The sequence below is a fragment of the Kribbella sp. NPDC051587 genome (assembly GCF_044453945.1).
In the GTDB taxonomy this organism is placed as follows: Bacteria; Actinomycetota; Actinomycetes; order Propionibacteriales; family Kribbellaceae; genus Kribbella.
Genome location: NZ_JBITDE010000003.1, coordinates 360,386 through 381,494 on the forward strand (window position 1 = coordinate 360,386; position 21,109 = coordinate 381,494).

General features: G+C 67.7%; 21 protein-coding genes and 1 pseudogene. 13 read left to right on the forward strand and 9 right to left on the reverse strand.

Annotated features, from left to right (window positions below):
• Positions 1 to 16 precede the first annotated feature (16 nt).
• The 3 genes from ACIA49_RS13865 to ACIA49_RS13875 all read left to right on the forward strand — a co-directional run bounded on the left by ACIA49_RS13865 (position 17) and on the right by ACIA49_RS13875 (position 2,155).
• On the forward strand, positions 17 to 823 hold the full coding sequence (locus ACIA49_RS13865) for an ABC transporter ATP-binding protein (RefSeq protein ID WP_396377494.1): 807 nt from the start codon (positions 17 to 19) through the stop codon (positions 821 to 823).
• The gene (locus ACIA49_RS13870) at positions 810 to 1,685 is read left to right on the forward strand and encodes an ABC transporter permease (RefSeq protein WP_396377495.1); all 876 of its coding nucleotides are present in this window, start codon (positions 810 to 812) and stop codon (positions 1,683 to 1,685) included. Before ACIA49_RS13865 ends, ACIA49_RS13870 begins: the two co-directional genes overlap by 14 nt.
• A gap of 68 nt (positions 1,686 to 1,753) precedes the next feature.
• Positions 1,754 to 2,155, forward strand: coding sequence for a PLD nuclease N-terminal domain-containing protein (locus ACIA49_RS13875; RefSeq protein WP_396377496.1), 402 nt, complete (start codon positions 1,754 to 1,756; stop codon positions 2,153 to 2,155).
• 39 nt (positions 2,156 to 2,194) lie between these two features.
• Here the strand turns inward: ACIA49_RS13875 and ACIA49_RS13880 are convergent, their stop codons facing one another.
• The 4 genes from ACIA49_RS13880 to ACIA49_RS13895 all read right to left on the reverse strand — a co-directional run bounded on the left by ACIA49_RS13880 (position 2,195) and on the right by ACIA49_RS13895 (position 3,982).
• Positions 2,195 to 2,449 carry a WhiB family transcriptional regulator gene (locus ACIA49_RS13880; protein WP_391548378.1) on the reverse strand — a complete coding sequence of 85 codons (255 nt, stop codon included), beginning with the start codon at positions 2,447 to 2,449 and terminating at the stop codon, positions 2,195 to 2,197.
• Between the two features lie 224 nt (positions 2,450 to 2,673).
• Complete coding sequence (gene crcB / locus ACIA49_RS13885; RefSeq protein WP_396377497.1) at positions 2,674 to 3,039, reverse strand: fluoride efflux transporter CrcB; 366 nt, start codon at positions 3,037 to 3,039, stop codon at positions 2,674 to 2,676.
• A complete protein-coding gene (locus ACIA49_RS13890; RefSeq protein ID WP_396377498.1) occupies positions 3,036 to 3,437 on the reverse strand; it encodes a fluoride efflux transporter FluC in 402 nt (133 codons plus the stop codon). Before ACIA49_RS13890 ends, crcB begins: the two co-directional genes overlap by 4 nt.
• Positions 3,434 to 3,982: a histidine phosphatase family protein gene (locus ACIA49_RS13895; RefSeq protein ID WP_396377499.1), complete on the reverse strand. Its 549-nt coding sequence runs from the start codon at positions 3,980 to 3,982 to the stop codon at positions 3,434 to 3,436. Before ACIA49_RS13895 ends, ACIA49_RS13890 begins: the two co-directional genes overlap by 4 nt.
• A 616-nt stretch (positions 3,983 to 4,598) precedes the next feature.
• On the opposite strand from ACIA49_RS13895, the gene ACIA49_RS13900 reads away from it, so the two are divergent.
• Positions 4,599 to 5,678: a 3-deoxy-7-phosphoheptulonate synthase gene (locus ACIA49_RS13900; protein ID WP_396377500.1), complete on the forward strand. Its 1,080-nt coding sequence runs from the start codon at positions 4,599 to 4,601 to the stop codon at positions 5,676 to 5,678.
• 73 nt (positions 5,679 to 5,751) lie between these two features.
• Positions 5,752 to 7,827: a phosphocholine-specific phospholipase C gene (locus ACIA49_RS13905; protein ID WP_396377502.1), complete on the forward strand. Its 2,076-nt coding sequence runs from the start codon at positions 5,752 to 5,754 to the stop codon at positions 7,825 to 7,827.
• On the opposite strand, the gene ACIA49_RS13910 is transcribed toward ACIA49_RS13905, so the two are convergent.
• On the reverse strand, positions 7,817 to 8,824 hold the full coding sequence (locus tag ACIA49_RS13910; protein WP_396377503.1) for a LacI family DNA-binding transcriptional regulator: 1,008 nt from the start codon (positions 8,822 to 8,824) through the stop codon (positions 7,817 to 7,819). The genes ACIA49_RS13905 and ACIA49_RS13910 overlap by 11 nt on opposite strands.
• Positions 8,825 to 8,973: 149 nt before the next feature.
• Between ACIA49_RS13910 and ACIA49_RS13915 the strand changes: the two genes are divergently transcribed.
• Genes ACIA49_RS13915 through ACIA49_RS13930 form a run of 4 tightly spaced genes read left to right on the forward strand, consistent with a single transcriptional unit; the run spans position 8,974 to position 13,592 of the window.
• Positions 8,974 to 9,978 (forward strand): substrate-binding domain-containing protein, encoded by a 1,005-nt coding sequence (locus ACIA49_RS13915; protein WP_396377504.1) that lies wholly within the window; start codon positions 8,974 to 8,976, stop codon positions 9,976 to 9,978.
• A gap of 1 nt (position 9,979) precedes the next feature.
• The gene (locus ACIA49_RS13920) at positions 9,980 to 10,966 is read left to right on the forward strand and encodes an ABC transporter permease (RefSeq protein WP_396377505.1); all 987 of its coding nucleotides are present in this window, start codon (positions 9,980 to 9,982) and stop codon (positions 10,964 to 10,966) included.
• Entirely contained in the window at positions 10,963 to 11,757 is a 795-nt protein-coding gene (locus ACIA49_RS13925; RefSeq protein WP_396377506.1) for an ATP-binding cassette domain-containing protein, read from the forward strand. The genes ACIA49_RS13920 and ACIA49_RS13925 overlap by 4 nt, the downstream gene beginning before the upstream one ends.
• A complete protein-coding gene (locus ACIA49_RS13930; protein WP_396377507.1) occupies positions 11,754 to 13,592 on the forward strand; it encodes a glycoside hydrolase family 32 protein in 1,839 nt (612 codons plus the stop codon). The genes ACIA49_RS13925 and ACIA49_RS13930 overlap by 4 nt, the downstream gene beginning before the upstream one ends.
• On the opposite strand, the gene ybaK is transcribed toward ACIA49_RS13930, so the two are convergent.
• Both ybaK and ACIA49_RS13940 read right to left on the reverse strand, forming a co-directional pair.
• Entirely contained in the window at positions 13,579 to 14,067 is a 489-nt protein-coding gene (gene ybaK / locus ACIA49_RS13935) for a Cys-tRNA(Pro) deacylase (protein WP_396377508.1), read from the reverse strand. The two genes, ACIA49_RS13930 and ybaK, sit on opposite strands and share 14 nt — an antisense overlap.
• The gene (locus ACIA49_RS13940; protein WP_396377509.1) at positions 14,060 to 14,710 is read right to left on the reverse strand and encodes a helix-turn-helix transcriptional regulator; all 651 of its coding nucleotides are present in this window, start codon (positions 14,708 to 14,710) and stop codon (positions 14,060 to 14,062) included. The genes ybaK and ACIA49_RS13940 overlap by 8 nt, the downstream gene beginning before the upstream one ends.
• A 76-nt stretch (positions 14,711 to 14,786) precedes the next feature.
• On the opposite strand from ACIA49_RS13940, the gene folE reads away from it, so the two are divergent.
• A complete protein-coding gene (gene folE, locus ACIA49_RS13945) occupies positions 14,787 to 15,398 on the forward strand; it encodes a GTP cyclohydrolase I FolE (protein WP_396377510.1) in 612 nt (203 codons plus the stop codon).
• Positions 15,399 to 15,433: 35 nt separating this feature from the next.
• On the opposite strand, the gene ACIA49_RS13950 is transcribed toward folE, so the two are convergent.
• On the reverse strand, positions 15,434 to 15,748 hold the full coding sequence (locus ACIA49_RS13950; protein ID WP_391548363.1) for a hypothetical protein: 315 nt from the start codon (positions 15,746 to 15,748) through the stop codon (positions 15,434 to 15,436).
• 236 nt (positions 15,749 to 15,984) lie between these two features.
• Between ACIA49_RS13950 and ACIA49_RS13955 the strand changes: the two genes are divergently transcribed.
• Positions 15,985 to 17,391 carry a 3' terminal RNA ribose 2'-O-methyltransferase Hen1 gene (locus ACIA49_RS13955; protein ID WP_396377511.1) on the forward strand — a complete coding sequence of 469 codons (1,407 nt, stop codon included), beginning with the start codon at positions 15,985 to 15,987 and terminating at the stop codon, positions 17,389 to 17,391.
• A pseudogene (locus ACIA49_RS13960) lies at positions 17,391 to 19,909 on the forward strand (polynucleotide kinase-phosphatase). The gene ACIA49_RS13955 and the pseudogene ACIA49_RS13960 overlap by 1 nt, the downstream one beginning before the upstream one ends.
• A gap of 75 nt (positions 19,910 to 19,984) precedes the next feature.
• Here ACIA49_RS13960 and ACIA49_RS13965 read toward each other — a convergent pair.
• Positions 19,985 to 20,578 carry a TetR/AcrR family transcriptional regulator gene (locus tag ACIA49_RS13965; RefSeq protein WP_396377512.1) on the reverse strand — a complete coding sequence of 198 codons (594 nt, stop codon included), beginning with the start codon at positions 20,576 to 20,578 and terminating at the stop codon, positions 19,985 to 19,987.
• A gap of 81 nt (positions 20,579 to 20,659) precedes the next feature.
• Here ACIA49_RS13965 and ACIA49_RS13970 point away from each other — a divergent pair, with 81 nt between their 5' ends.
• On the forward strand, positions 20,660 to 21,109 hold the full coding sequence (locus ACIA49_RS13970; protein WP_396377513.1) for an ester cyclase: 450 nt from the start codon (positions 20,660 to 20,662) through the stop codon (positions 21,107 to 21,109).

Genomic DNA, 21,109 nt, shown 5'->3' on the forward strand with positions numbered 1-21,109 from the left:
GACGAGGAGGCAGACCATGACCGCGACAGTCGAGGTAGCCCGCACGGTGAGCGAGAACGTGGTGCGTCCGGTGCGTTTTCACCAAGTGGGGAAGGCTTTTGGGACTGGGCGCACTGCAGTCGTGGCGCTGGACGGGGTGAACCTGGACGTGCGTGCGGGTGAGTTCGTCTGCCTCCTCGGCGCGTCCGGGTGCGGCAAGAGCACGCTGCTGAACCTGGTCGCGGGTCTGGATGAGCCGACCAGCGGCCGGATCGAGCTGAGCTCGTCCCGGCCGGCGGTGGTGTTCCAGGAGGCCGCGCTGATGCCGTGGCTGACGGCGGCCGGGAACGTCGAGCTGCCGTTGCGGATGGCCGGCGTACCGAAGGCGCAGCGCCGGGCGAAGGCTGCCGAGCTGCTGGAGCTGGTTCGGCTCGCAGGGCTCGGCGACAAGCGTCCGCACGAGCTGTCCGGTGGGATGCGGCAGCGGGTCGCGCTCGCGCGGGCGCTCGCGTCGACCACGGACAACACTGGCTCCGGCGCGGGCAAGCCGTCGCTGCTGCTGATGGACGAGCCCTTCTCCGCGCTGGATGCGATCACTCGCGACGTCCTGCAGGGTGAGCTGCTGCGGATCTGGCAGGCCACCGGTACGGCGATCCTGTTCGTGACCCACGATGTCCGGGAGGCGGTGCGGCTCGGCCAGCGCGTCGTACTGCTGTCGTCGCGGCCCGGCCGGGTCGTGCGGGAGTGGGATGTTCGCGAGCTGGCCGGGACCGACGAGGCCGATGCGATCGACGAGATCAACGCCGAACTGCGCAAGGTGATCAGCAGCCATGCCGCAGCTTGATGTGCGCGAGGGCTCGGTCGAGGCTGGACTGGATGCTCTCGATACCCCGGTAGTCGCGAGCGAGGGGTCGCTGGCCCGCCGGATCGCGGCACGAGCGTTGCCGCCGATCGGTGCGATCGTGTTGCTGGTTGTCATCTGGCAGGTGCTGTGGGCAGCCGCGTTCTGGCCTGAGTACAAGCTGCCTGCTCCGGCCGCTGTGTGGACGCAGATCTGGCAGCTGGTCACCACGGGCGAGATCGTCGATCTGTTCTGGGTGTCGGTGCACCGGGCGGTGATCGGCTTCGCGATCTCGTTGCTGATCGCCGTACCGCTCGGGTTGGCGATCGCGAACGTCCGTTTCATCCGGCGGGGGATCGGGCCGCTGGTCTCGGGTCTGCAGAGCCTGCCGTCGGTGGCGTGGGTGCCGGCCGCGGTGCTGTGGTTCGGGCTGACCGACGGCGCCATCTACTGGGTCGTGCTGCTCGGTGCGGTGCCGTCGATCGCGAACGGGCTGGTCTCCGGTCTGGACCAGGTGCCGCCGATCCTGCCGCGGGTCGGCAAGGCCCTCGGCGCCGGGCGGCTGGGCGGGATCAGGTACATCCTGCTGCCGGCCGCACTGCCTGGATTCCTCGGCGGACTCAAGCAGGGCTGGGCGTTCTCGTGGCGGTCGCTGATGGCCGCGGAGCTGATCGCGACCTCGCCGGATCTCGGCAAGGGCCTCGGCCAGTTCCTGCACGACGGCATGTCGCTGTCGGACATCTCGATGGTGTTCGCCGGCATCCTGCTGATCTTCGTGGTCGGCGTCGGGATCGAGTTGGCGGTCTTCCGCCCGCTGGAGAACGCTGTCCTGAAGGCGCGCGGGCTGACCGGCGCGACCCGCTGACGGTTACGGCTTAGCTACTCGGGCCCGCGTCGCGGGCCCGGTTCGGTCATCGGCCGTACTGTGGGGACGTGGTCCGATTCCTGCCGTTCCTGATCAGCCTGGTGCTCAGCGTGTATGCGCTGTTCTCCTGCATCCAGACGCCCGACGACGAGGTTCCGCATCTGCCCAAGCTGGTGTGGATCGTCATCATCGTGTTCGTCCCGTTCGTCGGGCCGATCGTCTGGCTGCTCGCGCAGCGCAGCTCGCGCGCGGGACGCGAACGCCCGGTCCGGCCGGCGCGTCCGGCGCCGCGCTCGCTGGCCCCCGATGACGATCCGGACTTTCTCAAGTCACTGGATCGCTACCGGGACCCGCGGACGACGATCAGACCGCCGGAGGACACACCACGTCCCAAGGATCCGGAGAAGCCGGTCGACGAGACTCCGACCGGTGACGCGCCGTCGGCCGAGACCGACGACGGTAAATCGTGAGACCGCGCCCCGGTACGTGCAGTACGGGGGCGCGGTTTCTCAGGCCGACTTACGGTGCTCCAGGGGGGCGTTGTCACGCTCGGATTCCGTGGTGCCGCCCCAGACGCCGTACGGTTCTCCGACCGCAAGGGCGTGCTGACGGCACTCTGGCTGGACCGGGCAGGTCCCACAGAGCGACTTCGCCACCATCTCGCGGGCGCGTTTCCGGACGCCACGCTCCGATTCGGGCGAGAAGAACAGCTCCGGGTTGACGTCGCGGCACGCGGCCTGCGACTGCCAGTCCCACAGATCCATGAGCGGGCGGGGTAGGCGAGGCATCCCTCTCGACATGGCAACCTCCTATGACTCACCGTGAGCGCGGACGGGCGCTCGGTGAAAACTATGCTCAACTCATGCCGAGTTCAACCCTTGTTGTCTCGAACTTCGGCGTATTCGTTATCGGCGCGTGGCGTTGCAGCCTGTGATCGCGCTGTTTCACGCGGAGAGCGTGATCACGGACTTACCGACTGTGACATGGATCACTTAGTGAGCGATGCACCAAAAACTGCTGCCAGTAAGCCGATTCCGAGGTTGAGCAGCACGGTGAGCAAAGCTCTTGCCCGATGCCCCGAACTCGAGAGCGCGGTCGTCTCGGCCGCGAAGGTGCTGTAGGTCGTGAACGCGCCACAGAACCCGACGCCGATCAGCAGGGTCCAGTTCTGGTCGGCCACGCCGGTCATCAGGCCGAGCACGAAGCTGCCGACGACGTTGACCGTGAAGGTTCCCCACGGCAACGGGACCTGTTCGCCACTGGTCCGCAACAGCCGTGCCACAAGGACTTTGTCCACAATGAACCGCAGTGGTGCGCCGATCGCGGCCCCGAGGGCGACGAGCAAGAGGTTCATCGGCGCCGACCCAAATACTCGCCGAGCGTTGCCGCCAGCAACGCTGCGGCGACCGTGCCGAAGTAGTAGGCAAAGGCAATCACCAGATGCGCGTGCATCTGCGCGTGCAACAACTTCTCCGTGTCGACCGCGTACGTCGAGAAGGTGGTGAAGCCGCCCAGGATGCCGGTCCCGAGGAACGGCCGGAGCAGTGGATGTGACGGCGGGGTGAGCCGGGCGAACAGGATCCCGATCGCCAGACAGCCCACCACGTTCGTGACGAACGTCGCCCAGGGGAATCCACCCGCGGCGTGCGGAATCGCCGTAGCCAGGCCGTAGCGGGCCAGCGAGCCGATGATTCCGCCGAGGGCCACGACGCCCAGGACCTTGGGGAGTCTTGGCTGACCAGTTTCAGTCACACCGCCGGAGCGTAGCGGTAGTACTCATGTGCTCCGTGTGCAGTCCCGGTCTCGCCGGTCAGCGCGCGGATCACCGTCGCGTGCGTGATCGCGAGCACCGGCCCGTCCGTGCCGGCCGCATGCCGGGCGAGCGCCGTCTCCGCTCGCTCCCGCACCTTCGACAGCGGCTCCCACGACCTCTGGATGCCATCGGGCCACTCGCCGCCGTACGTCTCGAACTCGGCCTTGGCGGCCTGTACGTCGGCATGGCCGCGCCACGACCCGGATTGATCCGGCAGCCAGTCCCGCAGGTCGTGATCGACCCGCACACCCAGCGCCAGCCGGTGCCCGACGATCGCCGCGAACTGCAACGCCCGCGTGAACGGCGAACTGACCAGGTAGTTCGCGCCGATTCCGCCCAGGATGTCGGCCAGATCCTCGGCCTGCCGCACCCCGTCCGGTGTCAGCGGGGCCGAGTCGGCCGCGGCTCCGCGCAGCCCCTGACCGTCGACTCTGGCGTAGTCGGGCTCGCCGTTCCGCACCAGGTAGATCTGCGTGACCGGCACGGGCCTAGCGAAGATGTCGGGCCCCGGCCCACCCCTGAGGAGCGGACGGGGGTCGGATCTGATGAAGCTCGTCGAAGAGTTGATCGATGCCTCCGGGCGGTTGGGGGCTTGTCGTCGGGGGTTCGGTGTCGAGCCAGCGCACCTCGGTGGCGCCCTGGTGGCCGTGCACGGCGAGCACAGCCTCGAGCCCTGGCCAGACCGCGGTCGCCGGGTTCGCACCCCGCCACCGCAAAGCCACTGACCCGTCGCTGAACTCGCAGCCCTCGGCCACCACACCGGTCCCGGAAACCCCACTCGGATCCCGGTACCGCACCAGCTCGAAGACCCGCGGCCTCACCGTCCAGCACCCCTCAGATGTCGACCCGTTGTTGCAGCCCTCAACGAGCCCGAGGTGAGGTTGGTTATGCGTGGGGTGCTATCGTCGTTGTCGTGAAGCGTTGCTATTGGCGATTTTTTGAGTGGCCGGCTTTGGTGCCGGGCAGCTCAGTTGATCGCTGACGCTCGCCTCCGCACTGCAGCCGGCCCCAAGGCAAGGACACTCCGTCCTTGCCTTTTCTTGTTCCCAGCCGGCTGACTGCGACCTTCCGCGGTGCTCCGGCGGAAAGGTCCCACCATCATGAACACCCTCCCGCGACGATCCGATCAGACGGCAGTTGTCGACCGCCGGATCGAGAAGACCGTCCCGCTGATCACGCCGCTCGCGTTGCACGACGAGCTGCCGCTGAGCGATGCGCTCGCCAAGACGGTTGTCGACGGCCGGCAGGCGGTGGTCGACGTACTGAACGGCGTCGACGACCGGTTGCTGGTTGTCGTTGGTCCTTGTTCGGTGCACGACGCTGATGCGGCGCTCGAGTACGCCGAGCGGCTGCGGCCGGTCGCGGAGCGGTTGTCCGACGGGCTGCTGGTGGTGATGCGGGTGTACTTCGAGAAGCCGCGCTCGACACTGGGCTGGAAGGGTCTGATCAACGACCCGGGTCTGGACGGTTCGGGTGATGTGACCCGTGGGCTGCGGCTGGCGCGCAAGCTCCTGTTGCAGGTGACCGAGCTGGGACTGCCGGTCGGGTGTGAGTTCCTCGACCCGATCACGCCGCAGTACATCGCCGACACCGTCGGCTGGGGCGCGATCGGCGCGCGGACGGTCGAGTCGCAGGTGCACCGGCAGCTCTCGAGCGGTCTGTCGATGCCGATCGGGATGAAGAACCGCCCCGACGGTTCGATCGCGACCGCCGTCGACGCGATCAAGGCCGCCGCCGTACCGCACGTCTTCACCGGTATCGACCATGACGGCGCACCCGCGATCCTGCACACCCGCGGCAACCCCGACTGCCACCTGGTCCTGCGCGGCTCCGACTCCGGCCCGAACTACGACGCCGAGTCGGTGGCTGCCGCGACCGACCTTCTCCGTACGGCGGGCCTCCCGGAGCGCGTGGTCGTGGACGCGAGCCACGGGAACAGCCGCAAGGACCACCGGCGCCAGCCGGTCGTCGCGGATGAGATCGGCGAGCAGATCGCGGCCGGGAACAAGGCGATCGTCGGCGTGATGCTCGAGTCGTTCCTGCAGGAAGGCCGCCAGGATCTCGACCCGACCCGCGAGCTCACCTACGGTCAGTCGATCACCGACGCCTGCATGGGCTGGGAGACGACCGAGGCGGTGCTCACTGTACTGCGTGACGCTGCCCTGAAGCGGCGCGGCTGAACAGTTCTGAGCAGTCCAAGGAGTTCACCCGGGGGCCTTGCGGCGGTCACAAGGCGCTCATAAGGTCCGGACCATGACTGAGATCTCCCGGCGCCTTGTTCTCGGTTCGGCGGCCGGCGGGGCAGCGTTGTCGCTGCTCCCGCCGTCGCTGCACACCGCCATGGCGCAACCAGCCAGACGGGGCGGATTGCGGGCCATCGAGCACGTGATCGTGCTGATGCAGGAGAACCGCTCGTTCGACCACTACTACGGGACGCTGCGCGGAGTCCGCGGGTACGGCGACCGCCAGCCATTGCGGCTGCGCAACGGCCAGAGCGTCTTCCACCAGCCGAAGACCGGCGGTGGTGAGGTGCTGCCGTTCTCGATCCGGGCAGCCGCCGCGGCGGCCGGCCGCAACCCCGACGACATCCAGTACCTCGGTGCCCTCGCGCACGGCTTCACTGACGCGACCCAGGCCTGGAGCAACGGCTGGAACGACAACTGGGTGCAGGCCAAGACGGCCGCGACGATGACGCACTACGACCGTCGCGACATCCCGCTGCAGTACGAGCTGGCCGAGACCTTCACGATCTGCGACGCCTACCACTGCTCGGTCAACGGCTCCACGAACCCGAACCGCACCTACCTGTGGTCCGGCACCGTCGGCTACGAACCCGGTACGACGCAGCGCGCGGTGACCAACGCGGCGTACGACTACAACCACAAGGGTTACGACTGGACGGCGTACCCGGAGCGGCTGGAGAAGGCCGGCGTCTCCTGGCAGATCTATCAGGAGTGGGACAACTTCACCGACAACGCGGTCGAGTACTTCCGGACCTTCAAGGACATCGGGACGCGGATCCTCGCGTCGGTGCCGGGTGGCTACCGCACCACCGAGGAGTTCTACGACAAGCTCTTCGAGAAGACTCCCGAGCAGCAGGCCGAGGCGTTGCAGCAGTTGGCGGCGGCCGTGGCCAAGCAGCCGAAGGCCGATCAGGACCTGTTCCACAAGGCGATGTACCGCTCGGAGCCGGAGTCGCTGATCCCGCGGGTGAAGGCGGACATCAAGGCCGGCAAGCTGCCGCGGGTCAGCTGGCTGGTGCCGTCCGCTGTCGACTCCGAGCACCCGGGCTCGTCGACGCCGGTGGCCAGCGCGAACCTCGTCTACGAACTGCTCGACGCGATCGCCTCGGACCCGGAGACCTGGTCGAAGACCGCGCTGTTCATCAACTTCGACGAGAACGACGGCTACTTCGACCACGTCCCGCCGCCGGTCGCGCCGCGCCCCGCGTCGGGCAACAGCGACGACTGGTACGCCGGTCAGCCGATCGGACCCGGCCCGCGGGTCCCGATGACGGTGGTCTCACCGTGGACGGTCGGCGGCCACGTGAACTCGCAGGCCTTCGACCACACCTCGGTGATCCGATTCCTCGAGCGCTGGACCGGCGTCCAGGAGCCGAACATCAGCAGCTGGCGACGCACCGCACTCGGTGACCTTACGTCGGCGTTCGACTTCGACCGCTCCTACCGGCAACCGAAGGTCGATGCGCCCGGTCCGATTCCCGCGCCGATCGCGCGCTGGAAGCCGACGCCGCCGGTCGACCAGGCGGTGCCGCAGCAGGAGGCCGGTCGCCGGCCTGCTCGCCCGTTGCCTTACCGGCCGGCGGTTTCCGGCTTCGTTGCTGACGGCAAACTGAAGGTGGCCCTCAGCAACGAAGGCGACGCGCCGGTCCACTTCGCGATCTACCCGTACGGCGGTGAGCTGCCCGCGCCGGCCCATCTCGACGTACGGCGGGATCACGCCGAGGCGATCGCGGTCTCCGGTCCGTACGAGATCGCCGTACAGGGCCCGAACCGGTTCTGGGTCGAGCTGGCCGGATCCACCGACGGCATCGCGGCCGGACTCGACGTACGGATCTGCCAGCGGGGGAGCGGCCTGGAGCTGGCGCTCGTCAACACCTCACGCAAGCCGCTCACGCTGAAGCTGAAGGCACGTGGCTACGGCAGCAAGACGGCCACGGTCGCCCTGCGCGGCAAGCAGACTCGCGAGGTCGACTGGCCGACCGATCACGGCTGGTACGACGTCGAGGTCACGGTCGTCGAGGACACGACGTACCGGCGCAGACTGAGTGGGCATCTGGAGACCGGCCACGCCGGCGTCACCGGCTGACGCAACCGCAGGACTGACGATGCATGATCTCCGCAGGCAACCGGATGGTCTGCGGAGGTGCGTCGGGATCGTTCATCCGGCGCAGCAGTAACTGGACAGCCCGGGCACCGATGGCCGCGGACGGTTGCGCCACCGTGGTCAGACCCGGGCTGAACAGATCGGCCCAGGTGAAGTCGTCGAAGGCCGTGAGGGCCATGTCTTTGGGGACGTCGACGCCCGCGGTGTTCAGGGCCGCGAGCGCGCCGATCGTCATGCTGTTGTTCGCGGCGAACAACGCGGTCGGTCGATCGTCGAGCTGCAGTAGCTCCCAGGTCGCCTTCCGGCCGCCGTCACTCGTCGACGAGCCGCACCGGATCAGCTCCGGATCGACCGGCAGCCCGGCCCGCTGATGGGCAAGGTGGTAGCCGTGCACCCGCTCGGCGCTGGTCGACAGCCCGGGAATCCCGCTGAGCATGGCGATCCGGGTGTGGCCGAGCGAGATCAGGTGGTCGATGATCGCGGTGGTGGCCGCCTCGTTCTCGACGCCGACCTGGTCGACCCGGAGCTCGGGCGTGATCCGGTCCACCAGGACGTAGGGCAGCGCATGGTCGCGCAGCATCGGCAGGGTCAGCTCGCGCCAGCCGTCGGCGGGAGCGATGATCAGGCCTTCGATGCGGTGGGCAAGCAGGTTCGCGACCGCCACCGACTCGTGCCGGGCGTCGTCGCGGGTGTCGACGATGATCAGGTTCAGGCCGGCTCGGGTGGCCTCGCGGTCGATGCCCTGGATGAGCTCCACCCAGTACGGATTGGTGGCGACGGTGATGGCCAAGCCAATCGTCCGGTTGGTGCCCGCGGAGAGCGAGCGCGCGGTCGGCTGGTGCTGGTAGCCGAGCAGGTCCATCGCGTGCTGGACCCGCTCACGCGTCGCGGGGGCGACCAGGCGGGTGCCGTTGACGACATGCGAGACCGTACTGACAGACACTCCGGCGGCGCGGGCGACCTCGGTCATGGTGACCATTCGTCGTATGGTCGTTGCCCAGAGTGCTTTGCGCAAGTCTTTGCGCAAAGCAGGAAACCAGTGTTCGCCCCGGTCTACCTTCCGGTGTCAGACCCCCGCGCCCGGGTCCTGGTGACGCGGGCTGACACATTGCTCGGGAGGGCAGACCCGTGAAAAGAACCGCACCTGTCGCCGTTGTTGCGATGGTGACGCTCCTGGCCACCGCAGCGTGTACGCAGACCAAGTCCGGTAGTGGTGACGGTGGTACGAGCACCGGCCCGGTCAAGATCGGACTCGTCACCAAGACCGACACCAACCCGTACTTCGTGAAGCTCCGCGAGTCGGCCAAGGCGCACGCCGCGCAGTCGGGGGCCGAGGTGATCGCGGTGGCCGGCAAGTTCGACGGCGACAACGAGGGACAGGTCGCCGCGATCGAGAACCTGGTCCAGCAAGGCGTGAAGGGCATCCTGATCACGCCGAGCAACTCGACCGGCATCCTCGGGGCGCTCAAGCAGGCCAAGGAGAAGGGTGTTCTGGTGATCGCCCTCGACACCGAGACCGATCCGAAGGACGCCGTCGACGCGACCTACGCGACCAACAACACGACCGCGGGTGAGCTCGAGGGCAAGTACATCAAGGCGACGCTCGGCTCCACCGCCCCGCGGTTGCTGATGATGGACGGTACGCCGGGCGGCACGGTGGACGAGCAGCGGCACAAGGGTTTCCTGCAGGGGATGGGCCTGAAGGACGGCGATCCCGCGATCATCGGCGCGGCACCGACCAACGGTGACCAGAACAAAGCCCAGGCCGCGATGGAGAACCTCCTCCAGCGCGACGCGACGGTGAACGCCGTCTACACCCTCAACGAGCCCGCCGCCCGCGGCGCCGTAGCCGCGCTGACCGCCAAGGGTCTGGCGGGCAAGGTCGCAGTCGGCTCCATCGACGGCGGTTGCCAAGGCGTCGCCGACGTGAAGGCCGGCAAGTACCTGGCCACCGTCATGCAGTTCCCGAAGAAGATGGCCGAACAAGGCGTCGACGCGGTCGTCGCCTTCGCCAAGGACGGCAAGAAGCCCACCGGCTTCCAGGACACCGGCGCCCAGCTGATCACCGACAAGCCCCTCCCCGGCTTGGACAGCAAGGACACCACCTGGGGCGCCCAGAACTGCTGGGGCTGACGTGAGCGACAACGCGGCACCATCGCTTCGGAACCGCTCGACCGACGCGCTTCTGCACAACCCGGCACTTGGACCGCTGGCCGCGCTGATTCTGGCGATCATCGTGTTTGCGGTGACCACCAGCACCTTTCTTACTGTGGACAACCTCAGTTTGGTGGTGCAGCAGTCGTTGGTGGTGGCGACGCTGGCGCTGGGGCAGACGTTGATTGTGCTGACCGGTGGGATCGACCTGGCCAACGCGGCGATCATGGTGCTGGGCACGATGGTGCTTGCGCGGCTGGTGACTGATGGCAGCAACTCGGTGGTGGCACTGATCGCGGGCTTCATCGTGTGCGCGGCACTCGGCGCGATCTCCGGTGGCCTGGTGACGATGCTGAACCTGCCGCCGTTCATCGTCACGCTCGGCATGCTGACCGTCGTACTGGCAGCGGGTCGCCTGTACTCCGAAGGCAACTCGTACCCGGTCACCGACAACCTGCTCGGCGTGCTCGGCGAGGGTGGTTACCTGTTCGGGCAGATCAAGGTGACGCACGGGATGACGCTGGCCGTGGTGATGTTCGCGATCACCTGGTACGCGCTCACCCGGACGGCCTGGGGTCGACATGTCTATGCCCTGGGCAACGATCCGGAGGCGGCCCGGCTGACCGGTATCCACGTCGGCCGGACCCGGTTCAGCGTCTACCTGGTGGCCGGCGTGATCTACGCCTTCGCCGCCTGGCAAGCCCTCGGCCGGATCCCGAACGCCGACCCGAACGCCTTCCAGACCGGCAATCTGGACAGCATTACCGCCGTCGTCATCGGCGGCACCAGCCTCTTCGGCGGTCGCGGCAGCGTGATGGGCACGGTGGTCGGTGCACTGATCGTCGCGGTCCTGCGGAGCGGTCTGACGCAGGCCGGTATCGACAGCCTCTACCAGGACGTCGCGACCGGTGTGCTCGTGATCGCGGCCGTCGCCTTCGACCAGGTCGTCCGTAGGAGGTCGCGATGACCACGCCCGCACTGCAGGCCCGTGGCCTGGTCAAGCGGTACGGCCGGGTGACCGCCATCGACGGTGCCGACTTCGACCTGTACGGCGGTGAGGTGCTCGCCGTGGTCGGCGACAACGGCGCCGGCAAGTCCAGCCTGATCAAGGCGCTCTCGGGAGCGCTCATCCCGGACGAGGGCACGATCCTGCTCGACGGCGAGGAGACGCACTTCCATTCGCCGCTCGACGCCCGGCACGCCGGGATCGAGACCGTTCATCAGACGCTGGCCCTGGCTCCCGCGATGGACATCGCCACGAATCTCTTCCTCGGCCGGGAGGTACGCCGTACCGGGCCGTTGGGATCGGTGTTCCGGCTGCTCGACCGGAGTGCGATGCGGGAGCAGGCCCAGCAGCAACTCGATGCCTTAGGCATCGAAACCGTGCAGCACATCGGCCAGTTGGTGGAGACCTTGTCCGGAGGGCAGCGGCAGGCCGTCGCGGTCGCCCGGGCCGCGATGTTCGGCAGCAAGATGGTCATCATGGACGAGCCGACCGCCGCACTCGGGGTCAAGGAATCGCGCCAGGTCCTCGATCTGATCCGGCGGATCCGCGACCGCGGGCTGCCGGTGGTTCTGATCAGTCACGACATGCCGCAGGTGTTCGAGATCGCCGACCGTATCCACGTCCACCGGCTCGGTCGCCGCGCTGCCGTCGTACGTCCGGCGGACGCGTCGATGAGCCAGGTGGTCTCTCTCATGACCGGGGCGCTACGCCCCGGCGACCCAGACGCCCCGCCCAACCTGGTGGACTCATGACCTCTTCTTTTCCGTACGCCGCGACCAACTACCAAGAGGACAACCGCGGGCAGTTTCACTTCAGCCCGCGCAGTGGCTGGATGAACGACCCGAACGCACCGCTGTACTACCGCGGTGTGTATCACCTGTACTTCCAGCACGCACCGAACGCCCTGCACTGGGACACCATGCACTGGGGGCATGCAACCAGTACCGATCTCGTGCACTGGCAGCAGCGGCCGATCGCGCTCGACCCTTCGATCCATCCGGGCGACCTGTGGTCAGGCGGTGGAGTCGTTGACTGCGGCAACGTGAGCGGCCTCAAGAACGGCGACCACGACCCGATTCTCGTGTACTCCGGGACTCGCGGGGTGACCGTTTTCTACAGTCTGGACGGCGGAAACACCTTCCAGACGTACGACGGTGGCCGGAAGGTCGTCGTACCGGAGGGTGACAGTCGCGACCCGAAGGTGTTCTGGGACCCGGTGTCGCAGCACTGGGGGATGGTCGTCTGGTCCGATGCCGGCGGCAACGGAGTCGACTTCTTCGTCTCGACCGATCTGCTGCACTGGTCCTTCGCCTCGCGGTTCAAGGCCGGTTGGCTGTTCGAGTGCCCGAACATGATCCGGATGCCGCTCGACGGTGGGTACCACTGGGTCCTGCATGCCGGCAGCGGTGAGTACTACGTCGGCGATTGGGACGGTACGGCGTTCCACTCCGACTGGAGTGTGCCGCAGAAGATCAACCAGACCGATACGCACGCCGGAGCCGGGTACTACGCGGCCCTCAACTTCGCCAACCTCAAGGGCGATCGCGTTGTGTCGATGGCCTGGCAGGGCGAGAACTACGGCTCCATCTGGACGGGCAACGCGTCATTCCCGGTCGATCTCAAACTGCGCCGGACCGCCGACGGCATCCGGGTTGTCGCCAACCCGGTCCGCGAGATCGAGACGCTGCGGGAGAACACGCGGACCTGGAAGAACCTGAGTCTCGACGCGAAGGCTGCCCGCGAGCTGCTGGCCGGGGTGCGGGTCAACACCTACGAGCTCGACGCGGTGGTCGACGTACGGGATGTGCAGCGGTTCGGGTTCCGGCTGCACACCGGGCCTGACGGGTGGTTCGATCGAGACATCGCGTACGACGCTCGGTCGCAGCAGCTGAACGGGGTCGCGCTGAAGCCGAGCGGCGGCAAGGTCCGGGTGCGGTTGCTCGTTGATCGTGGCCAACTTGATGTCTTCGGCAACGATGGCGACGTCTACCAGAGCTACAACGTGAACTTCGACGGCCTGCCTGGTGGGGACGGCCTCGAACTGTTCACCGAGGGCCGCCTCCGGCTCGACTCGCTGACCATCCACGAGCTCGCCTCGATCTGGCGGCCGCTGGGTGAGGCGACGCTGCACACCAACCTGGACGGTCCCTGGTATGCCGCCCGCGGTCAGTGGGCAGATGTTGCCGACGGCAAACAAGGCAAGTCACCCGGCGACGCCTTCTACCTCAGTACGGCGATCGGCTCCGACTTCACGTTGGACGGGGACGTCCGGCTGGTCGACGGCGTCGCGGCCGCGCTCACCTTCCGGGCGACCAAGGACGCGTCACAGCACTACACGGTCAACGTTGATGCGGCGGCCAACGTGGTGAAGCTCTGGCGGCCGGGTCGCGACATCGCGACGGTTCCACTGCAGGTCGAGCGTGGGCGGACGTACCACTTCACGGTGCAGACCGCCGGGTCGAACATCAAGGTCGCGCTCGACGGCAAGCAGGTGATCGACGCCGTCGACACCGAACACAAGTCCGGCCAGTTCGGGATGAACGTCTACAACGGGACCGCGCTGGTTCAGAACGTCAGCGTGCGATAGCCGCCGTACGGGCGTTCGTGACCGCGATGAGGTCGGTGGGGGAGAGGCCGATGTCGAGCCCCCGCCGGCCACCGGACACATAAACGGTCGGGTGGTCGGCCGCCGTACTGTCGACGACCGTAGGCAGCGGGCGCTTCTGACCGATCGGGCTGATCCCACCGACGACGTACCCAGTGGTGCGTTCGGCGGCGGCCGGGTCGGCCATCACTGCCTTCTTCCCACCGGCTGCGGCAGCGATCGCCTTGAGGTCGAGCTGCCTGTCCACCGGTACGACGCCGACCGTCAGCTTGCCGTCGACCTCGACCAGCAGCGTCTTGAACACCTGCTCCGGCTCCAGCCCCAGCGCCTCGGCGGCCTCCAGTCCGTACGACTTGGCCGCCGGATCGTGGTCATACGCGTGCGTGCTGAACTCGATCTTCGCCTTCGTCAACGCCACCGTCGCCGGCGTGCCCGCCGACTGCTTGCTCTTAGCCACCCGCCGAGCCTACGAGACGCACACAGCAATGACCGGGGGTAGGGGCCAGGCGGGCTTCGTGGGGGGAGCTGGTGGTGGTGAGCAAGCCGGCTAGGAGGTTGAGGTTCATGGTGCAGACGAGTGCGCCGTGGTGGGTGGCCAAGCGGCGGAAGGGGCAGTTGGCGAGGATGAGGTCGTCGCCGTCGGCGTGGGGTTCGAAGCCGTGCCGCTCGAGGATCTCGATCAGTGGGAGGTCGGCTCGGCCGAGGGTCTCGCCGTACTCCCGGGCCAACCGGTCGACCGCGGCCCGGGGCGAGCCGCCGGTGGATTCGGCGTCCTCGATGGCGGCCGCGAGCAGGTGGCCGGCGACGGCGTACTGGCGCTCGGGGAGGCTGATCTCGATCTCGGCGTCGGAGCGGTGGTAGAGCTTGGCGGGGCGGCCGGCGCCAGGGCCGGTGCGGCCGGTACGGCGCTCGAAGCACGTGGCGAGCAGACCTTCCTCGGTCAGCCGGTCGAGGTGGAAGGCGGCCGTCGTCCGCGGGATCGCCAGCGCCGTCGCCGCGTCGTCGCGGCTCACCGGCGCGGCCTGGGCGACGACGTACTCGTAGAGGCGGCGCCGGGTGGGCTCCTCGAGTACGGCGACGGCCTTCCAGCGGTTGTCCACGAGCTGATTCTATCGACAACATCTATTGCTTTAACAGTATGATGGCGGCTCGTTGAACTCTCAGGGAGTGTGGCAGATGGCGATCTCGGCCGATCTCGAACCCGTACCACTGCATATCGTCGCGGGCCGGGCCCAGATCGACCTGCCCGCCGCCCAGCGTGCGGTCGCTGATCTGCTCAAGGCGCTCGGACGTGACCCGGAGAGCGTGCACCTGGCCGACACCCCGCGCCGGGTGGCCAAGGCGTACGCCGAGATGCTGACGCCGCGCGAGTTCGCGCTCACGACGTTCCCGAACGACGAGGGGTACGACGAGCTGGTCCTGGCCAAGGACATCCCGGTGCAGTCGCTGTGCGAGCACCACCTGCTGCCGTTCACGGGTGTGGCGCACGTCGGGTATCTACCGGGCGACCGGATCCTCGGGCTGTCCAAGCTGGCCCGGGTGGTCGAGCTGTTCGCGCGCGATCTTCAGGTGCAGGAGCGGCTGACCAAGCAGGTCGCCGACTGGCTCCAGGACCATCTCGCGCCGAAGGGTGTCGGGGTCGTGATCGAGGCCGAGCACCAGTGCATGTCGCTGCGCGGAGTGCGTGCGGTGGGCTCGCGAACCGTCACCTCGTCACTGCAGGGCATCCTCCGCGACAAGCCGGGTTCGCGGCAGGAGTTCTTCGCGCTGACCGGCCTCACCCCGTAGTCCGGCGGCCAGCCGAAGCCCTTTCGGATCAGGGGTCAGGCGGAGACCGCCTTGTGGTGGGTGTGCCGTCCGGTGGCGAGGATGTGCGCGACCTCGCCGGGCAGCAGGTCGGTGCCGGGGACCGGCTCCATCTCGGACACGTCCAGCCATCGGACGACGGTGGCGCCGCAGTGGCCGTGGACGGCGAGGATCGAGTCGAGGTCCGGCCAGACAGCCGTGGACGGGTTGGCGCCGTGCCAGCGCAAAGCCACTGAGCCGTCGGTGAAGACACAACCTTCGGCGACGATGCCGGTGCCGGAGACCCCGCTGATGTCGGTGTAGCGCAGGAGTTCGAAGGTCTGGGGTTTCATTGGTCCTTTCCCCGTGTGAGCCCGGCGCGCAGAGCTGCCGGGCGCGGTTGGGCGCTCGCCACAAACCGGGGACAAGTACCGAGTGTCAGCGGGGAAGAACGATCTGTAGCGACTCTCTTACTGCACAACAAGCTAGAACCAAAACCCCCGACACGCCAGGCATCGCCACGCGTGTCTCAGCCTCCGATCGTTAAAAGGACAAAGGCTTTACGTGCCGGTCATGATCGAATGGGCCGGTGTTCCTGACGCTGACCACCGACCTGACCGGATTCGACCTCCCCGCGAGCGATTTCGGGTTCCTGTTGCACAAGAACCCGCGACGTCCGCAGCGCACCGACATCACCGGTGGGACAGCGCATGTCTTCTACCCCGAGGCGACCGACGAACGCTGTACGGCGGCGCTCCTGCTCGAGATCGACCCGATCGCACTCGTGCGGGCCGGCCGCGGGAAATCGTCGGAGGGCTTCACGCTCGGTCAGTACGTCAACGATCGCCCGTACGCCGCCTCCAGCCTGCTCGCGGTCGCGCTGAGCAAGTTCTTCCGGACCGCGATGATCGGCCGCTGCGACGCGCGTCCCGAGCTCGCGGCCGCCGCGATCCCGCTGGAGATCCACGTCCCGGCGCTACCGTGCCGCGGTGGTTCTGAGCTGGCCGAGCGGATGTTCGCGCCACTCGGCTGGACGGTCGACGCGCGCCCGGTGCCGCTCGACCCGGAGATCCCGTCCTGGGGTGACTCCCGGTACGTCGATCTGCGGCTGACCGGCGTCGTACGGCTGGCCGATGCACTCAATCACTTGTACGTGATGCTCCCCGTGCTGGATGACGCCAAGCACTACTGGGTCGGTTCCGACGAGGTCGACAAGCTGGTCCGGGCCGGCGCCGGCTGGCTCGGCACGCACCCGGAGAGGGACCTGATCTCGCACCGCTACCTCGCGCACCGCCGCTACCTGTCCGACGACGCGCTCGAGCGACTCGCCGAGGTGGATGGTGTCGAGGTGGCCGACGAGGAGACGGAGTCCGAAGGACCGGTGTCGCTGGCGGTCGAGCGCCGTACGACGGTTGCCGCCGTACTGCGGGAGCTCGGGGCGCGGCGGATCGTGGATGTCGGGTGTGGTGAGGGCGCGCTGGTGGGGGAGCTGCTGAAGGACCCGATGATCGGCGAACTGATCGGGACCGACGTGTCGGCGCGGGCGCTGATCTCGGCGAAACGGCGACTGCACTACGACGACCTACCGGATCGGCAGCGGGACCGGCTGCGGTTCCTGCAGTCGTCGGTCACGTACGCCGACGAGCGCCTGGCCGGGCTCGATGCCGCCGTACTGATGGAGGTCATCGAGCACGTCGACGCGCCGCGGCTGCCGGCGCTGTCGTACTCGGTGTTCCAGGCGGCCCGGCCGGCCGCGGTCGTGGTGACCACTCCGAACAGTGAGTACAACGTACGGTTCGAGTCGCTGCCGGCTGGTGAGTTCCGGCACCCTGACCACCGGTTCGAATGGACTCGGTCGGAGTTTCAGACCTGGGCCTCGGAGGTCGCGGAGCGGTACGGCTATGCGGTCGAGTTCCGGCCGGTTGGTCCTGACGATCCCGAGGTCGGTCCGCCGACCCAGCTCGCGCTCTTCCGTCGGTCGGAGGTGGCAGCATGATGATCGACGTACCGGCGCTGTCGCTGGTGATTCTCGTTGGAGTGAGCGGGTCGGGGAAATCGACCTTCGCGCGGAAGCACTTCAAGGCGACCGAGGTGATCTCGAGCGACTTCTGTCGTGGTCTGGTGTCGGACGACGAGAACGACCAGGCGGCGACCAAGGATGCGTTCGCGGTCCTGCATTTCATTGCTGGTAAGCGTTTGGCGGCCGGTCGGCTGACCGTGATCGACGCGACCAACGTGCAGCCGGAGGCTCGGCGGGAGCTGGTCGCGCTGGCCCGCGAGTACGACGTACTGCCGGTGGCGATCGTGCTTGACCCGCCAGAGCGGGTCGCGGTGGAGCGGAACGAGCAGCGGGCCGATCGGCAGTTCGGTGCGAAGGTCGTGACGCGGCAGCTCGGCCAGCTGAAGCGTGGGCTGAAGAGCCTGAAGCGGGAGGGTTTCCGCAAGGTTCACGTGCTGAGCAGCGTCGAGGAGATCGATGCCGTCAGCATCGAACGGACCCGGCTGTTCAATGATGTGAAGGACCAGACCGGCCCGTTCGACATCATCGGTGACGTCCACGGATGCCGGCCGGAGCTTGAGCAGCTGCTGACCGACCTCGGGTACTCACTGACCCGGGACGCCTTGGGTCGGCCGATCGATGCTCAGCACGATGAGCGGCGCGCGGTCTTCGTCGGGGACCTTGTCGACCGTGGTCCGGACAGCCCGGGCGTACTGCGGCTGGTGATGGGAATGGTTGCTGCGGGCAACGCTTATTGCGTGCCGGGTAACCACGAGGACAAGCTGCTGCGCGCTCTGCAGGGGCGCAACGTGAAGGTCAGCCATGGTCTCGAGACGACGCTGGCACAGCTCGAGGAGGAGACTCCCGAGTTCCGCGCCGAGGTGGCGACGTTCATCGATGGGCTGATCTCGCACTACGTCTTCGACGGCGGCAAGCTGGTTGTCTCGCACGCCGGACTGGTAGAGCGCATGCATGGCCGCGCCTCGGGTCGCGTCCGTTCCTTCTGCCTGTACGGCGAAACGACAGGCGAGACGGATGAGTTCGGCCTGCCGGTGCGTTACCCGTGGGCGAACGAGTACCGCGGTCGGGCGACGGTCGTGTACGGACACACGCCGACACCGGAGCCGGAGTGGATCAACAACACGATCTGTCTGGATACCGGGGCGGTCTTCGGTGGCTCGCTGACTGCCCTGCGGTACCCGGAGCGCGAGCTGGTCCAGGTCCAGTCGGCCAAGGAGTACTACGCGCCCGCGAAACCGTTGCACGTGGCATCGGCTCCCTCGCGCGAGCCCGACGTACTCGAGCTGACCGATGTCACCGGTCGGCGAGTGATCGAGACGTCGTCGCACGGACGGTTGAGCGTGCGTGCCGAGCAGGCCGGCGCGGCGCTGGAGGTGATGAGCCGGTTCGCGATCGACCCTCGCTTCCTGCTCTACCTGCCACCGACGATGAGCCCGGTTGCGACGTCGCCCGAACCTGGGCTGCTGGAACACCGCTGCAGGCCTTCGAGACGTACCGCGGTCAGGGTGTGACCGAGCTCGTGTGCGAGGAGAAGCACATGGGTTCGCGGGCGGTCGTGCTGCTGACGCGCGATGATGACGTTGCCGAGAAGCGCTTCGGGCTCGCTGGCCGAGGTGCGATCCACACGCGCACCGGTCGCTCGTTCTTCGATCCTTCGCTGACCGACGAGCTGCTGCTGCGACTGCGCGCGGTTGCGGTCGAGGCGGGTCTGTTCGAGGAGCTCGACACGTCCTGGCTGCTGCTGGACGCCGAGCTCCTGCCGTGGAGCGCGAAAGCCGAGGACCTGCTGCGGAACCAGTACGCCGCAGTTGGTGCTGCTGCCCGTACGTCGTTGCCTGCCGCAACTGCTGCACTGTCGTCGGCGGTAGTCGCCGGGCTGGATGTCGGTGACCTGCTGTCCACGATGTCGCAGCGTGCGGTCAACGCTGGGCTGTTCACCGAGGCGTACCGGCGGTATTGCTGGCCGACGGACGGGCTCGATGGCGTTCGGCTGGCGCCGTTCCAGGTGCTGGCGACGGAGGGAACGACGTACCAGGATCGACCGCACGCCTGGCACCTGGGAATCGCGGACCGAATGGTTGCTGCAGGCCCTAACGTGGTGACGGCGACCCGACGGCTGTTCGTGGATGCCGACAACTGGTCCGACGGCGTGGCCTGGTGGGAGGAGCTGACCGGCGCGGGTGGTGAGGGCATGGTCGTGAAGCCGGCCGCCAACCTCGTCCGAACCGCCAAGGGCCTGGCTCAGCCGGGTCTAAAGGTGCGCGGGCCCGAGTACCTGCGGCTGATCTACGGTCCCGACTACACCGAGCCCGCCAACTTCGCCCGGCTCCGCGACCGCAACCTCGGCCACAAACGCTCACTCGCCCTCCGCGAGTACGCCCTAGGCCTGGAATCCCTAGAACGAGCCGCCCGCGGCGAACCCCTCTGGCGCATCCACGAATGCGTCTTCGCCGTACTGGCCCTGGAGTCCGAGCCCGTAGACCCCCGCCTCTGACCCCAACGTCCGAAGCCCCGCAGCACCTGGTCGGCGTGTTTTCGGACGCTACGGTCCCATCCCGCGGGGAGGAGGTTAGAGGAGTTGGCGGGTTAGGGAGTCGGCAACGAACTGCTCGAACTCGGTGGGGGTCCAGCCGGACTCGTCGACGAGCTCTTGGTAGACGCCGGGGGCGGCCAGGGCTCGGTAGACGGCTTGGGCCTGCTTGAGGGGGATGCGGAGTTCTGCCTTCAGGGACTCGATGATGGCGTCCATGACTTGGTTGCGTCCGGCAAGTTTGGCGCGCAGGAGGGCTTTGGTCTCGGGGCTCTCGTCGGTGGCGGCCTCGAAGATCAGTACGACGTCGAATCCGGCGGCGTACAGGTTGGTGAGCCAGTTGGCGGCGCCGCGGAGGCGGGCGGTGGGGTCCTCGATGGCGAAGACCTGGTGGGCGCGTTCCATCGCGCCGGCCTCGGCCAGCCAGAGGTCGCAGATCAGCGACAGGATCTCGCGTTTGGTGCCGAAGGCCGAGTAGACCGTCCTGGTCGCCACCCCGGCGTCCTTGGCGATCGCGTCGATGCTGGTCGCGCCGTAGCCCTGGGCCGCGAAGAGCCGGCGCGCGGACTGCGCGATCCGGATCCGGGTCTCCTCCGCCTGCGCCTGGCGATAGGACTTGACAGCTTCGGCCATGTCGGCACACTATCACTGTGTTCAGTGCAGTGACACTGCATCGAATGCACAAGGAGTGCATCGAGACTTCGAGGGGGAGACATGGCTGCGGACAAAGCGATGCCGAGCGGTACGGCGACCGGACCGCTGGCGGTGCTGGAGCGGATCCTGCACGAGGGGTTCGCGACCGGGAACGACGCGATCGTCGACGAGGTGTGTGCACCGGAGATGGTGGAGCACCAGTTCGGGCTGGCCGGGACCGGCGCCGAGGCGCACCAGAACGTGAAGGCGGCGATCCGGCAGGTGCACTCGATCATGCCGGATCTCATCTACACCCTGGAGGACACCGTGGTCGTCGGTGACGTGGTGTGGGCGCGGGGTCGCGCGCGGGGGACTGCGACCGGCGGGTTCTTCGGGCCGCCGAGCAACGCGCCGATCGACATGGCGTTGTTCGAGATGGCGCGGGTCGTCGACGGGCAGATCGTCGAGCACTGGGGTTGCCCCGACCGGTTCGCGCTGCTCGCGCAGACCGGCGTACTCGATCGGCTGTGA